The sequence below is a fragment of the Streptomyces antibioticus genome, from assembly GCF_002019855.1.
Lineage (GTDB): Bacteria > Actinomycetota > Actinomycetes > Streptomycetales > Streptomycetaceae > Streptomyces > Streptomyces antibioticus_B.
In genome coordinates, this window is the sequence record NZ_CM007717.1 from 27,127 (window position 1) to 39,799 (window position 12,673).

General features: G+C 66.5%; 13 protein-coding genes and 2 pseudogenes. 9 read left to right on the top strand and 6 right to left on the bottom strand.

Annotation, left to right across the window (positions count from 1 at the left end; genetic code table 11):
- Window positions 1-66: 66 nt before the first annotated feature.
- Entirely contained in the window at window positions 67-357 is a 291-nt protein-coding gene (locus tag AFM16_RS00100) for a barstar family protein (RefSeq protein ID WP_245177570.1), read from the top strand.
- A 303-nt stretch (window positions 358-660) separates the two neighbouring features.
- Here the strand turns inward: AFM16_RS00100 and AFM16_RS00105 are convergent, their stop codons facing one another.
- Window positions 661-1,188, bottom strand: a complete 528-nt coding sequence (locus AFM16_RS00105) for a winged helix-turn-helix transcriptional regulator (protein ID WP_179123231.1) — start codon at window positions 1,186-1,188, stop codon at window positions 661-663.
- 224 nt (window positions 1,189-1,412) lie between these two features.
- Between AFM16_RS00105 and AFM16_RS40560 the strand changes: the two genes are divergently transcribed.
- The 6 genes and pseudogenes from AFM16_RS40560 (at window position 1,413) to AFM16_RS00145 (ending at window position 7,536) form a co-directional block, all read left to right on the top strand.
- Window positions 1,413-2,474, top strand: a complete 1,062-nt coding sequence (locus AFM16_RS40560; RefSeq protein WP_370627976.1) for an SDR family oxidoreductase — start codon at window positions 1,413-1,415, stop codon at window positions 2,472-2,474.
- 172 nt (window positions 2,475-2,646) lie between these two features.
- The gene (locus AFM16_RS00115) at window positions 2,647-3,237 is read left to right on the top strand and encodes a hypothetical protein (protein WP_078631456.1); all 591 of its coding nucleotides are present in this window, start codon (window positions 2,647-2,649) and stop codon (window positions 3,235-3,237) included.
- A 499-nt stretch (window positions 3,238-3,736) separates the two neighbouring features.
- Window positions 3,737-4,012, top strand: coding sequence for a hypothetical protein (locus AFM16_RS00125; protein ID WP_179123232.1), 276 nt, complete (start codon window positions 3,737-3,739; stop codon window positions 4,010-4,012).
- An 18-nt stretch (window positions 4,013-4,030) separates the two neighbouring features.
- A protein-coding gene (locus AFM16_RS38350; RefSeq protein ID WP_107418992.1) for an IS5 family transposase occupies window positions 4,031-4,848 on the top strand; the annotation gives its coding sequence in 2 pieces (ribosomal slippage) (window positions 4,031-4,373 and window positions 4,373-4,848; 819 coding nt in all).
- Window positions 4,849-5,001: 153 nt separating this feature from the next.
- A pseudogene (locus tag AFM16_RS00140) lies at window positions 5,002-6,012 on the top strand (ISAzo13 family transposase); the annotation flags it as partial.
- 462 nt (window positions 6,013-6,474) lie between these two features.
- Complete coding sequence (locus AFM16_RS00145; protein WP_209313206.1) at window positions 6,475-7,536, top strand: IS630 family transposase; 1,062 nt, start codon at window positions 6,475-6,477, stop codon at window positions 7,534-7,536.
- On the opposite strand, the gene AFM16_RS00150 is transcribed toward AFM16_RS00145, so the two are convergent.
- Entirely contained in the window at window positions 7,503-7,928 is a 426-nt protein-coding gene (locus AFM16_RS00150; protein ID WP_078631462.1) for a winged helix-turn-helix transcriptional regulator, read from the bottom strand. The two genes, AFM16_RS00145 and AFM16_RS00150, sit on opposite strands and share 34 nt — an antisense overlap.
- Before the next feature lie 174 nt (window positions 7,929-8,102).
- Between AFM16_RS00150 and AFM16_RS00155 the strand changes: the two genes are divergently transcribed.
- Complete coding sequence (locus tag AFM16_RS00155; RefSeq protein ID WP_078631464.1) at window positions 8,103-8,828, top strand: alpha/beta fold hydrolase; 726 nt, start codon at window positions 8,103-8,105, stop codon at window positions 8,826-8,828.
- Window positions 8,829-8,858: 30 nt separating this feature from the next.
- On the top strand, window positions 8,859-9,326 hold the full coding sequence (locus AFM16_RS00160) for an NUDIX domain-containing protein (RefSeq protein ID WP_078631466.1): 468 nt from the start codon (window positions 8,859-8,861) through the stop codon (window positions 9,324-9,326).
- A gap of 143 nt (window positions 9,327-9,469) precedes the next feature.
- Here AFM16_RS00160 and AFM16_RS39735 read toward each other — a convergent pair whose 3' ends face one another.
- From AFM16_RS39735 to AFM16_RS00180, 4 genes and pseudogenes are all read right to left on the bottom strand, one after another.
- Window positions 9,470-9,667: a 2Fe-2S iron-sulfur cluster-binding protein gene (locus tag AFM16_RS39735; RefSeq protein WP_245177936.1), complete on the bottom strand. Its 198-nt coding sequence runs from the start codon at window positions 9,665-9,667 to the stop codon at window positions 9,470-9,472.
- A complete protein-coding gene (locus AFM16_RS39740) occupies window positions 9,577-9,819 on the bottom strand; it encodes a hypothetical protein (protein WP_306293486.1) in 243 nt (80 codons plus the stop codon). The genes AFM16_RS39735 and AFM16_RS39740 overlap by 91 nt, the downstream gene beginning before the upstream one ends.
- 145 nt (window positions 9,820-9,964) lie before the next feature.
- Window positions 9,965-10,420: pseudogene (locus tag AFM16_RS40430) on the bottom strand (hypothetical protein); the annotation flags it as partial.
- 190 nt (window positions 10,421-10,610) lie between these two features.
- Complete coding sequence (locus AFM16_RS00180; RefSeq protein WP_078631472.1) at window positions 10,611-12,275, bottom strand: FAD-binding protein; 1,665 nt, start codon at window positions 12,273-12,275, stop codon at window positions 10,611-10,613.
- Window positions 12,276-12,673 lie beyond the last annotated feature (398 nt).

Consider the following 12,673-nt stretch of genomic DNA (forward strand, 5'->3'; position numbering starts at 1 on the left):
CTGTCGGTGGCACTGTGGTCCCAGGGATACAGACACCGGAGAAGGCCCGATGCCCCGGCAGGGCAGATGTTCACCCTGGACGGCCGGCACATCACCGACGAAGACAGCTTCTACTGCGCCATCGGTGAGGCCGTCAACGGACCCGGCGGATACTTCGGCTGGAACCTCGCCGCCCTCGACGACTGCCTTCGCGGCGGGTGGGGCGCCACGGCTCCCTTCACCCTGCGCTGGGACTCCTCGGCCAAGACCCGGGCACAGCTGGCCGAACGCCTGCCTGTCAGCGACCGTGAGACCACGGTGTTCGACCTGATCCTGGAGATCCTCGAGAAACGGGGCGTCAGCGTCATCCTTCACTGACAGCGCACCGTCTCAGGCAGTGGCCCGCGCAAGGACATCCACACTCCTGCGGACGGCCGCGCGCGGAACGCCGAGGACACCATCAGGCTGCTGACGCAGCGACGCGCGCTCGGCGCTGCGACGACGCGGCGGCCCAGGTCGCGGCTTCCTGCCTCACGCCGCCACACGCGCGGGCCATTTCCATGCCGCCGTACCTCCTCACGGACGCGGGACCCGCCGGACGAATACCCGACCGGCCAGCCGGCGGTGGCGTGTGACCAGTGCGGCCGGTCCCCTTGATGCGCCCGGTTCTTCGCGCCCGCCTCATGCGGTGGCCGTCGTGCGCTCCTCGCGTGGGGCTGCCGGCCGCTGCCGGGTGTAGCGGCTGCGCATGGCGTCGCTCGCCGAAGGACCCGCCGTGAAGACATAGGCGCGGCTGTCGTCGAGGCGGCGGCCGGTCCTGGCGTCGACGACCACGGGCTCGACCTCCTCGCCGGTGTCCGCGTCGACGAGGATCATGCTGCGTTCCCGGGCCGCCAGCCGGGAGTTCCCCCACGCGGCCAGGGTGACGATCACCGGACGCAGGGAGTGCCCGAGATCGGTGAGCACGTACTCGTGACGGACGGGGTTGCTCTGGTAGGGCCGGCGCTCCAGCAGGCCGTCCGTGACGAGAGTCTTCAGACGCGCGGTGAGCATGCTGGAGGAGATGCCCAGGTTCTCCTGGAACTGATCGAAGCGGGTATAGCCGTCGAAGGCGTCATGCAGGATCAGCAGCGTCCACCACTCGCCGACGTGCTGCACGGTCGTGGACAGCGGGCACTCCCGGTCCTCCAGCCTGATCCGGCTCGCCATGGCGACCCCCTCCCAAGTTACTGCTAAAGTCGAAGTCAGTAGCTTCCATTTTAGCAGTAACAGGTCGTGCCATACGCGCGCACCCGGGACCGGAAGAGACTCGGAAGCGACACGATGACCAGCACTGTCAGTGAATCCCTCCAAGGCCGTCGCGCCCTGGTCACCGGCGGAACCAAGGCACCGCAGCCGCCGTCGCCCGGCGGCTCGCCCAGGCGGGCGCCGACGTGCTCGTCACCGCCCGCAGCCGCCCCGACGACGCCGAGGCCAAGACGTTCATCGCCGCCGACCTGTCCACCGGTGAAGGCGCTGGCCATGTCGTCGCCGAAGTGGAGGCTCGCCCGGGAGGCGTCGACATCCTGGTCCACGGCCTCGGCAGCTCCGAGGTTCCGGCCGGCCGGTTCGCGGCGCTCGGTGAGGAGGACCGGGCCAGGGAACTCAGCACCAACCTGCCGGCCACGGTATGTCCCGACCGCGGCCTGCTGCCGGGAACGACCCCACTCGGCAAGGGCACGACCGTGCACGCCACCTCCATCCAGCGCCACATGCCCCTGCGGAACGGCACCCTCGCCTCCGCGGCCGCCAAGACCGCACCAGCCACCCACAGCAAAGGCCCGGCCAACCAGGCCGCCCCGCACGGCGTCCGCCTCAACACCGTCTCCCCCGGCTTCCTCCGCACGACCGCCGCCGACAACCCGGTCACCCGGACCGCACACGAGGCGGACAACACCCGCCAAGCCGCCCCGCGCCGGCTCACGGACTCACCGGTCGGCATCCCCCTCAACCGCCCCAACCGGCCGGATGAAGCCGCCGAACTCGTCGCCTTCCTCGTCTCCGACCGCGCCCCGGCCGTCATCGGCGCCGAACACGTCATCGACAGCGGCACCACACCCACCACCCAAAACCCCACCACCAACGCAAGGACCGCCATGCCGAACCATCACGCCCACACCATCGACCCGCACACCCTGCCCGAGACCATCACCCGCTACCTCACCGCCCACCGGGCCCACGACACCGCCACCGCCCTCACCGCCTTCACCAGCGACGCCACGGTCACCGACGACGGCAACACCTACGAAGGCACCACCGCGATCGGACAGTGGCTCAACCGCTCCGCCACCGAATTCACCTACACCACCGAACTCACCGCCGCACAACAGACCGACCCCACCCACTACACCACCACACACCACCTCGAAGGCAACTTCCCCGGCGGCACCATCGACCTCCACCACCAGTTCACCCTCCACAACAACCAGATCCAACACCTCATCATCGAACCCTGACCCCACCCACGCACTACTCACGAGAGTGGTGGGATGCAATGCCCCAGCACACACCGCACAAAGCCACCGCCCAGCGCGCTCCCGGACCGGAGGCCGGCGATGCCCGCCGTGACCCGCTCCTTCTACCAGACCCGGGCTCGTCGACGACACTTGCGATGTGACGATAGGGCGCATGGGCAACTCGCGGGCGTACCCCGTCTTCCGGACCACCGACGCCGTCGAGGCATGGCAGCAGGCGCTGCGCCTCAACGCTCTACTGGAGGAGCCCGACGACGAAGTGACCCTGATGGCCGATCTGCTCACCGTCGAGGACACTCGGCGCATGGCGGCGGTGCTGCCCGACGCCGAGTTCCACCACTCCCGTGCCCGCTGGAACCCGGTGACACATGACTTCGTGGAGTTCGCCCTGACGATCAGCACTGCGCCCGACTCCGCACTGGAACCAGAACTGCCTCTGTCCGTCCTGCACTACGTCCCAGCGGGCACCGCGGAAGAACGGTTCGTACAAGCCGTGGGAAAGGGAACAGCCTCCATCGGCCGGCACGGCACATGGCCGGACGACGCCGAGACGGACTCCTTCGGCTTTGCCAAGTACGACGGCGTGGAAGTCCTCTTCAACTGCGACGACGTCAACTGGCTGAACCCGGCCGACCACCACACCGTCTTCGTCCACGTCGACAAGCTGGGCGACCTCCCACGGGCCGAAAAACTCGCCGCACACCTCGGCAGCACCGTGCTGGGAGACGCCCAGCACGGCTGGTGAACAGCACCACTCCACGTGCATCCCCCTCACCCACGAGCGTCGCGAACAACACCCAGAAGAACGCAAGAAACCCCACCCACAGTCACAGCCACGCCCCAGAACGTCTGGGCGACCACACCCGGCCCTCCCCTGCGCCCAAGGCCCACACCGAACACCTGCAGACGCGAACGGCGACAGAGGCGACAGGAGTCGAACCCGCGGCAACCCGCACTGAAAGCCTGCGCCCCGGCCATCCGAGCCACACCCCCTTGATGAGGAACAGCCCGGCAAAACCCACAGGTCGCCTCCAACAGAATCCGCCCAAGGAATGCACCCAATCCCCCTCAACACCACAAAGCACCTCCCACACCAGTACCACCCGCCATCCACCACACGCCGGCGCTCCAGCGTGAGACGTCAGGAGCTGAGCGAAGTCCCTGATGACGCTGGCCAGGACTTGTCCGGCCGATCATGTTGGGAGCCGGAGCAGATCTATCCTGAGCGCCCAGGGAGGGGTGCTGTGGAGCGGGATGTTCAGTTGGTACGGGACTTGGTGGCGGCCTCGCCGGGCTTCGCGGACCTGTTTGATGCTCACGTCTTCAACGAGCACGGTGTTCTGTCCCACGTGTTCTTCTGGGATGTCGTTCAGGAGACCGTCGCGTCGTTCCTCCGCGGGGATGAGACAGACTGGCGTGTCACGCTGCGGTTCCTGGAAGGGCAGCTCCGGCTCGACGTCCCCGAAGTGACCCAGGTGATCGTCACCTCGTTCCTCTTTAGACCGTGTCCTACGTGGTGAGGCGTCGTTGACCTCGGTATGGGGCGGGGTACGTGGAGTTGGATTGTTCCGGACGGGCTGTGGGAGATCGCGAAGCCGCTGATCCCTCCGTCGAGGGTGCGGCCGCAGGGCGGCGGTACGCAAGACACGCCTGATGAGACGCTGTTCGCGGCGATCATCTACGTGCTGGTCAGCGGTTGTGCCTGGCGGGCTCTGCCGCCCTGCTTCGGGATATCGAAGTCGACCGCGCACCGCCGGTTCCTGATCTGGTCCAGAGCCGGCGTCTGGGGCCGCCTGCACGAGACCGTCCTGCATCGTCTCGATGACGCCGGCCTCATCGACGTCACCCGTGTCGTCCTCGACACCGCCCATGTCAGGGCTAAAAAGGGGGCGAACACACAGGTCCGAGCCCCGTGGACCGAGGCAAGCCGGGTTCCAAGATGCACATCCTGTCGGATGCGAACGGACTGCCCTTGGTCGTCGGCGTCTCGGCCGCCAACACCCACGACAGCCAGGGACTGAAGCCCATGGTGCTGGGTCACCAAACGAGACACGACCCCCATCGCGGCCGGTACTTCAAACCCCAGCGCCTGCACGCGGACAAAGCCTACGACCGCCCGGACCTGCGTAAATGGTTACGCGGCAAGCGCATCGGAGTCCGGATCGCCCGCAAAGGCATCGAGTCAAGCGAACGGTTGGGGCGTCGCAGGTGGGTGATCGAGCGGACGATGTCGTGGATGTCTGGCTACCGCAGACTCAGCCCCCGCTATGAGCGCAATCCCCGTAACTACCTGGCCTTTCTCGGACTCGCCGCCGCCCTCTGCTGCTACAAGCGCCTCGTCCGCCTCACCACGTAGGACACGGTCTAAGGGCTCGCAGAGAATCAACGTGTTGCTTCCCGTGATGCGGCTCGTTGTTGTGGTGTGAGCGTCTCTGACGAGGTTCGCGGTCAACTCGTTGTGAGAATCGAGGTGTTGTTCCCTCACCTCGATGAACGACAGAGACGGCTGATGATGGGGGCCGAGGCCCGGATCCTGGATCACGGCGGTGTCGGGGCGGCCAGGGTCAGCGAGACGACGGTCCGCAAGGGCGTGGACGAACTGGAGGCCGACGAGGACCCTCTGGGCCGGGTGCGCGGGCCGGGCGGTGGCCGGAAGAGGGCCGCGGACCTTGATCCGGAACTGCGGCCTGCGCTGCTGGCCCTGGTGGAACCCCATGAGCGGGGTGATCCGATGTCGCCACCGCGCTGGACAGTGAAGTCGACCGGGAGCCTGGCGGCCGAGCTCACCGGTCAGGGGCAGCGGGTGAGCGCGGACACGGTCGGGGACCTGCTGCGGGAGGAGGGCTTCAGCCTGAAGGTCGGAGCCAAGACCGTCGAGGGCAGGCAACACCCGGACCGGGATGCCCAGTTCCGCCACATCAACGAGCAGGCCAGAGGGCACATGGGAGTCGGCCGGCCTGTGATCAGCGTGGACACGAAGAAGAAGGAACTGGTCGGCGACTACAAGAACGCGGGCCGCCACTGGCGGCCGGCCGGTGAGCCGACCCTGGCCAAGACGCACGACTTCCTGGACCGACAAGGACCAGGCAAGGCGATCCCCTATGGGATCTACGACATCGCCGAGAACACCGGCTGGGCCAGTGTCGGCACCGATCACGACACCGCCGCGTTCGCTGTCGCCTCCATCCGTCGGTGGTGGCAGGCCCGGCGCCGACACGACTATCCGGCCGCGACCCGTCTGCTGGTCACGGCGGACGCGGGCGGATCCAACGGCTACCGCACTCGCGCCTGGAAGATGGAACTCGCCGTCCTGGGCGCCGGGACGGGTCTGGACATCACGGTCTGCCACATGCCGCCGGGCGCCTCGAAGTGGAACAGAATCGAGCACCGGCTGTTCTCCCGCATCTCCATGAACTGGCACGGCCGACCGCTGACCAGCCACGACGTCATTGTGAACAGCATCGCGGCGACCACCACCCGCACGGAGTTGACCGTCCACGCCGAACTTGATCCGGGCACCTGAATCTCGCGGCGGCACCAGCGCAGCCAGGAACCCGCGGTCAGTTGACCGCCCGTCGCCGCAGCCCTGCACCAGGTGGCTGCGCATCCCGGAGCTGACCGACATGCCCGAACCGGTATTGGACGAACTCGGCACCCGCGACCTCCCCGCCCAGTTCTTCGGAGTCAATACCAGCACTGTCACCAGGGCCGTTCACCAAGTCCAGCCCCTCCTGACCGAGCACGGCTGCACTATTCCACCCTCGACGGCCAGGTTCCGGACACCTGGTGACGTCACCGCGTTCCTCGCCAACAGCAGCCCCACGAAGATCAGACCAGCATGCTGATTCTCTGCGAGCCCTAACGACCTCGTGCGCGGTTGGCCGTGACTTCAAAGGGGGATGTCGGGTCACCCTCAGCTTGCCCTCCCGCTATGAGGTCATATTGATCCGAAACGGTTTGGGTTCTGGGTCGTTGGAGGGGTGTGAGCGATCTGGTGGGGGACGCGCGGCATCTGTCGCCGTCGGCGCAGGAGGCCCTGCGGCTGCGGGCGGTGGCCGCGTTGGTGGCGGGGCGGGACCGTGAGGACGTGGCGGCGGTGTTCGGGGTGTCGCTGAAGGCCGTCGACATCTGGTGGGCGAAGTGGCTGGCCGGCGGTCGGGAGGCTCTGGTGATGCGGCCGCGTGGTAAGCCGGTCGGGGTGCACCAGGTGCTCGGGGAGGCCGAGCAGGCCGCTGTGCGGCAGGCGGTCCTCGATCACCGGCCCTGTGACGTGGGGCTGAGTGGGCAGTTGTGGACGCGGCGGCTGATCGGTGACCTGATCGCGAAGCTGTACCGGGTACGGCTGACCGAACCGGGGGTGGGCAAGTACCTGAAGCGGTGGGGTCTTTCCTTCCAGCGCCCGGACAAGAGGGCCGTCGAGCAGGACCCCGAGGCCGTCCGGCGCTGGCACGCCGAGACCTGGCCCAAGATCCGGGCGAGGGCGAAGGAGGACGGTGGGGAGATTCTCTTCGCCGACCAGGTCGGCATCCGCTCCGACCAGGTCACAGGCCGCACCTGGGGAGAGAAGGGCAAGACCCCCGTCGTGCGACGGGCCGGGAACCGGTTCTCGGTGAACGCGATGTCGGCGATCAGCACCAAGGGCCGGATGCACTTCATGGTCTTCACCGAGAGTTTCACCGCCGAGGTGATGTGCCGCTTCCTGGACCGGCTCGCCGGCCACTTCGACCACAAGGTCCATCTCGTGGTCGACGGGCACTCCGCCCACCGCTCGAAGAAGGTCCGCGACTGGCTCGCAGCCCACCCCGACGACGTCGAGCTGCACTTCCTGCCCCCGTACTCGCCCGAGCTCAACCCCGACGAACTCGTCAACGCCGACCTCAAGCACAGCCTGCCCAAGCAGCACCGAGCCCGGAACCAGGCCGAACTCGCCGCCGAGACCCGCCGCTTCTTCCGCAGACGCCAGCGCCAGCCGCACATCGTCCGCGGCTACTTCGGCGGCCCACACGTCCGCTACGTCCTGGACGAGAACCCCATGAGTTTCTGATCAATAGGTGCATCCGTGCGGGCATCGTAGGCGGCGCGGGCATCATCGATCCGGGCGAGGTGCGCGACGCTCCATTCGAGCAGAGGCGCGGTGGCCTCGCGCAGGGTCATGCCCATCTCTGTGAGCTCATAACTGACATGCGGCGGCATCACGTTGTGGACGGTGCGGGTCAGGATTCCGTCGCGCTCCAGGCTGCGCAGCGTCACGGTGAGCATGCGCTGACTGATTCCGTCGATGGCCCTTTTGAGCTCGGTGAAACGGCGCGGTCCATCCCTGAGATTGCGCACGACCAGCAGCGACCACTTGTCTCCGACGATGTCGAGCACCACCCGGGTCCGGCACGCATCGCTGGGCCGCGCCTCCGACTGCGGATCGCCCTGTGCCGCGTCCATGGTTACCTCCAGAGAACCGGGGCACAGAAAAGTGCCTTATTGCCTGCGGCGCGCAGTGTGCACCAGCATGTTCTTGGTACTCAAACAATACCGAGGCACGAAAGGTAACTGCCCGTGCCGCGAACCAGCGGCACGCGCGTGACCGTGCTCTTCTGCTCCCACGAAGGAAGATCGATGTCCACTTTTATGCTGGTACACGGTGCTTGGCACAACGCACGGTGCTGGGAGCGGGTGGTACCGCTGCTGGAGGCCGCCGGGCAGCAGGTATTCGCGCCGTCCCTGACCGGCTTCGGCGACAAGGCACACCTGCTCGGTCCGGAGGTGGGTCTCGATACGCACGTGGACGACGTGGTCGGGCTGATCACCGACGAGAACCTCAGCGACGTCGTACTGGTCGGCCACAGCTACGCAGGGCTGGTGATCTCCTCTGCGGCCAACCGGATTCCGGAACGCATCGCGCACCTGGTGTACCTCGACGCGATGGTCCCGGAGGACGGCGAGTCTGCAGTTGACGTCCAACCCGTGACACGGCATCTGATCGAACTCGCGGAGAAGTCCGAGAGCGGCTGGCGCGTGCCCCCGATGCCCGAGCAGCCCGCGCCCTTCGGCCTGTTCGGCGTCACCGACCCGGCCGACGTCGCCTGGCTGCGCGGGATGCTCTCGGACCAGCCGGTGCGCTGTCTGCAGCAGCCGGTGCACCTGGGCAACCCAGCCGTTGACGCGATCCCGCGCACGCACATTCACAATGTCGGCGCCATGCCGGAGGGCGTCACCCGTCGCGCCGTCCCTTCGATCCAACCCAACGGCACTGCCGCCCAGGTCTGGGAGCTGCCGACTGGCCACGACTGCATGATCACCATGCCGAGCGAGCTCAGCGAACTGCTTCTCAAACTCTCCTAGCCAGGGGCTGTCGCAAAGTGTCACGCCCCCATCAGGAGCGAGGCGAGGACCGTCCGCAATGCGGCCAATGCCGTCGTCCTGAACGAGGGCCGCATCCTGGTCCAACGCGCCTGCTGGGAGGGCCAGGACCGCTGCTTCCTGCCCGGCGGTGGCCAGCACCCGGGCGAGACTCTCGGCTTCACGGTCCGCCGCGAGGTCCACAAGGAGACCGGTCTGGACGTCACACCCCAGCGTCTGCTGTGGCTGTGCGAGTACATCGGCTCCCGCCACGGCGGCGCCCCGGAAGACCACCGGGTCGAAGCGATCTTCCTGTGCCAGCCCGAGGGCGACCCGGAACAGCTCGGTGGCCACGCCGCAGACGATGTGCAGACCGGCCTGGAATGGGTGGAGTTGAAGAAGGTGACGGGCCTCAACCTTCTGCCCCACGGCCTGCGCCCCCTGATCGCCGGCCTCGCCCACGGCAAGTCCCCTACCCGGTACCTCGGCGACCTCGCCTGACCGTGGGGAGAATCGCACAAGCTCGGCGCCCGCCACGGCGCGCGGCTCGTCGCTCTGACCTGCCGGACCGGCTTCGCCCGCGTCCCGCAGCGGTCGTTCGGTGACCGGTGCAGGCCTGGGGCGGCCTGAGGGGGGCGGTCGTCTCAGGTTTCGGGTGAGTCGGGGTGGGGCGGCGCGATGTCCACGACCAGCGTGGAGAGGGGGCATCTGGTGCAGGCCGGGACGTACCCGGCTGCTTTCTGCTCCTCGGTCAAGCAGTTGGGTTCGGCCTGGGTGACCTGGCCGTGGCACAGGCGCACCATGCACTCGCCGCAGTTGCCCACCGTGCAGGAGTGCTGCATGGCCACGCCCACGGCAGGCGGCCGCGATGAGCGGCGGCCAGCCGGTCCAGCTCGTCGCCGAAGATGACCTCCTGGCGGGCGCGGTTGCTGTAGAGCAGGGCGATGGGTCCGCCGTCGCCGGCGGCGAGCTGGGTGCGGATCATGCTCATCATGGGGGTGATGCCGCTGCCTGCCGCGATCAGCACCGTCCGCTCGGGCGCGGGGGTGCCGACGTCGAAGGTGCCCGAGGCACCCGCACCGAGAGCCGGTCGCCCACGCGCACCTGCTGGTGCACGTGGGCGAAGAAGCGGCCTGCTCGACGCGTTTGACCGTCAGGTGCAACTGCCCGGTACCGGGCACGGAGGTGGCCGAGTAGGCACGCCAGCAAGGCGCGCCGTCGCGGTCGGCGGCGAGCGTGAAGTATTGTCCCGGCCGGAAGTCGAACGGCCGTCCGGGAACGGCGGCGTCCTCAAAGACCAGGGTGAGCGCGTTGGCGCTCTCTCGGCGCACCTCGGCGACACGCACCGCACGCAAGGGCTGCGGCAATTGGGCGGCAGCCGACACACGGGCGCGGCGCAGCCGCCGGCGGCCTGTGGCCGGTTCGGGAGCGATGTCCGGGCCCGCGCATCTGCTCTCTCTCCCCCCGCCGTATCGGTTGGGTGCAGGCGGCTGAGGCGGCCCTCGGCTCAGGGGCCTCCGTACTTGTACCGCAGCTGCCGTCAGGCTGTCGGGACGCCTCGACTCAGTCCTCTTCCTGGGACTCGTCGTCAGCACCGTCCAGGAGCGCGATCAGGAAGAGCAACGACCGCTCCGGGACGATCGGCAGGGACATGGTTCCTTGAGCGGTGCCCTCCATGTTCGTAGCCGTGGCAGTCCAGGGCATCGTCAGCGTCCTGGACCACGGGAGTCCGATCACCGCCACGAAAATCCCCCGTCAAGCAAAAGCAGCTCTGGGGAGATTTTCTCACTCGGTCGGCATGTTGTCCGCAGACATACCGCTCATCAATTTGGCGATGTCGGCTGGAATTGGCGCAACAGGTTCCCGGCTTACCCCAGCCGTCGGCGACCATACCATATTGACTTTCAGTTCTGGGTCGACATTCGGATAGTCCGAGCGAGTGTGGCACCCACGTGTTTCCCGCCGCTCCAACGCTGATTCAAGTGTCGCTCGCGCACTGAGGACGGCCGACCTAAGGTTAAACACGTACGCAAGATCTTGAAATCCACTGATTTCGACGTGCACCCCTATGCCCTCCATCCGCGACTCGATTTCGTCCAGTTCGGCCAGTCCAGCAATAAGCCCGGCTTCGTGCCTCAAGACTCCGGCGCGCTCAGTCATTAGACGTCGCACTGACCGCTGCATGGCCCGGACGTTTTGATCACCGTCGGCCGAAAGGAGCCGGTTCACGTCTGCTTCCGCAGCTCGAACGGCTCCTTTGGATCGCTGCTGGCCTGTGAGACCGGCCGAGTAATCAACCGCGGCTTGTCCAACGATCTGCCCATAAACAAGCAGTTCAAGCGGCAAATCACCCTCCAGCCCATATCCTCCATGGAGACCACTTGCCGTCTCCCCGGTAGCAAACAGTCCGGAGACATCGGTGCTGTGATCTTCGGGCCGCACCCAGACACCGCCCAGCGAGTAGTGGGCGGTCGGCGCAACCTCGACCGGGTCGCGGGTGATGTCAACCATCTGCAGATCGATCAAAGCTTGATGCAGGCCAGGGAGTCGCGTGAGCACGGTCTCTCGGGGCAGGTGAGACAGGTCGAGCCACACACCACCCCCACGAGTGCCCCGGCCCTCTTTGATCTCTGCATGGGATGCCAAAGCCACCTTTTCCGGATGTGTCAACTCCATACGTTCGGGGTCATAGCGTCGCATGAAACGCTCACCCAGATTGTTGAGGAGAATTCCACCTGCATCTCCTACAGCGTCGGAGACAAGCGTACCGGCGGCATTTTCTGGCTCAACCAGACCGTATGGGCAGAACTGAACCATCTCAGCGTCGCGCAGGCGAGCACCTGCGTCAACGGCAAGCCGGAAGGAGTCTCCGGTATTCTCACCTCGGCGCGAAGATGTACGTTGCCACAGGCGCGTGTGGCCGCCCATGGCAAGGATGACTGCGTCAGCGTGAACGGTGTAACGTGAACCATCGACAAGGTCAAACCCGTAAGCTCCAAATATTACCCCGTCGTCGACGAGAAGTCGGGTGACATACAGTCTCGAAAGCATGGGAATGGCAAGCTGATCCGCTCGTTCTCGCAACGCTCTATGCATTCCACTTTCGAAGTGACCGCGATGAAGAAGGAAGCTCGGGTAATTTTCCATGTCGTGGAACGCTTTGGGGCAGTTACGGGCCACATTGAGCACAGCGTGCGTATCGGCCAAAGAATGGCTCTTCAGCAGCATACGAGCGGCGCGTTGCTCCCAGGTGGTCGAGGGACGGGCAGGAACCGATGCCGTTTTGACAGCACCAGACGTGATGGCACTGTGGGCGCCGCCGGCTACAGACTTGCCCGCTGCGATGACCGAGACTCCAGCCTCGGCAACTTCGATGGCTGCTCGAAGTCCTGACGCGCCGGTTCCCACCACGAGAACGGATGTGGCGAGTTGATGTCCGACCGATGACATGCGGTTCTCCGTAGGTTGTTGGGTCATGCCGTGGTGTCTTCGAGGCCTGCTGACTGGGAGGAACCCGGAGAGAGCTACACCGATACCGGGCCCACCGCAGCCCTGGCCCCTACGGTGGCAAACCTGCTACGCCCCTCCGGATGCCTGAGCCTTGCCCCTGGCCCTGGCGACCGGACAATGGCTGCAACTTCGACATCGAGACTCCTCGGACGACAGTCGGACGACAGACATCGCTAGACCGGGCAGCAGCACCGTGTGTGACAGTCTCGGCAAACCTCTTTTGCCGAGAGGACCGCCGAGGTCGCTGGTTGTCTCCCTCGTTCCGGACACTTGCTTTCACTATCACACTGAGCAATCCACACTGTCATGTCACACGGTGGGTCCTTGGGTATCGTTGA

What these genes read in the sequence shown, in the direction of transcription:
- AFM16_RS00150 (WP_078631462.1), bottom strand. Translation starts at nt 7,928, where the DNA reads ATGGACGCGGCACAGGGCGATCCGCAGTCGGAGGCGCGGCCCAGCGAT.
- AFM16_RS00155 (WP_078631464.1), top strand. Translation starts at nt 8,103, where the DNA reads ATGTCCACTTTTATGCTGGTACACGGTGCTTGGCACAACGCACGGTGC.
- AFM16_RS00180 (WP_078631472.1), bottom strand. Translation starts at nt 12,275, where the DNA reads ATGTCATCGGTCGGACATCAACTCGCCACATCCGTTCTCGTGGTGGGA.
- AFM16_RS00115 (WP_078631456.1), top strand. Translation starts at nt 2,647, where the DNA reads ATGGGCAACTCGCGGGCGTACCCCGTCTTCCGGACCACCGACGCCGTC.
- AFM16_RS39740 (WP_306293486.1), bottom strand. Translation starts at nt 9,819, where the DNA reads ATGATGAGCATGATCCGCACCCAGCTCGCCGCCGGCGACGGCGGACCC.
- AFM16_RS00100 (WP_245177570.1), top strand. Translation starts at nt 67, where the DNA reads ATGTTCACCCTGGACGGCCGGCACATCACCGACGAAGACAGCTTCTAC.
- AFM16_RS00105 (WP_179123231.1), bottom strand. Translation starts at nt 1,188, where the DNA reads ATGGCGAGCCGGATCAGGCTGGAGGACCGGGAGTGCCCGCTGTCCACG.
- AFM16_RS39735 (WP_245177936.1), bottom strand. Translation starts at nt 9,667, where the DNA reads ATGCAGCACTCCTGCACGGTGGGCAACTGCGGCGAGTGCATGGTGCGC.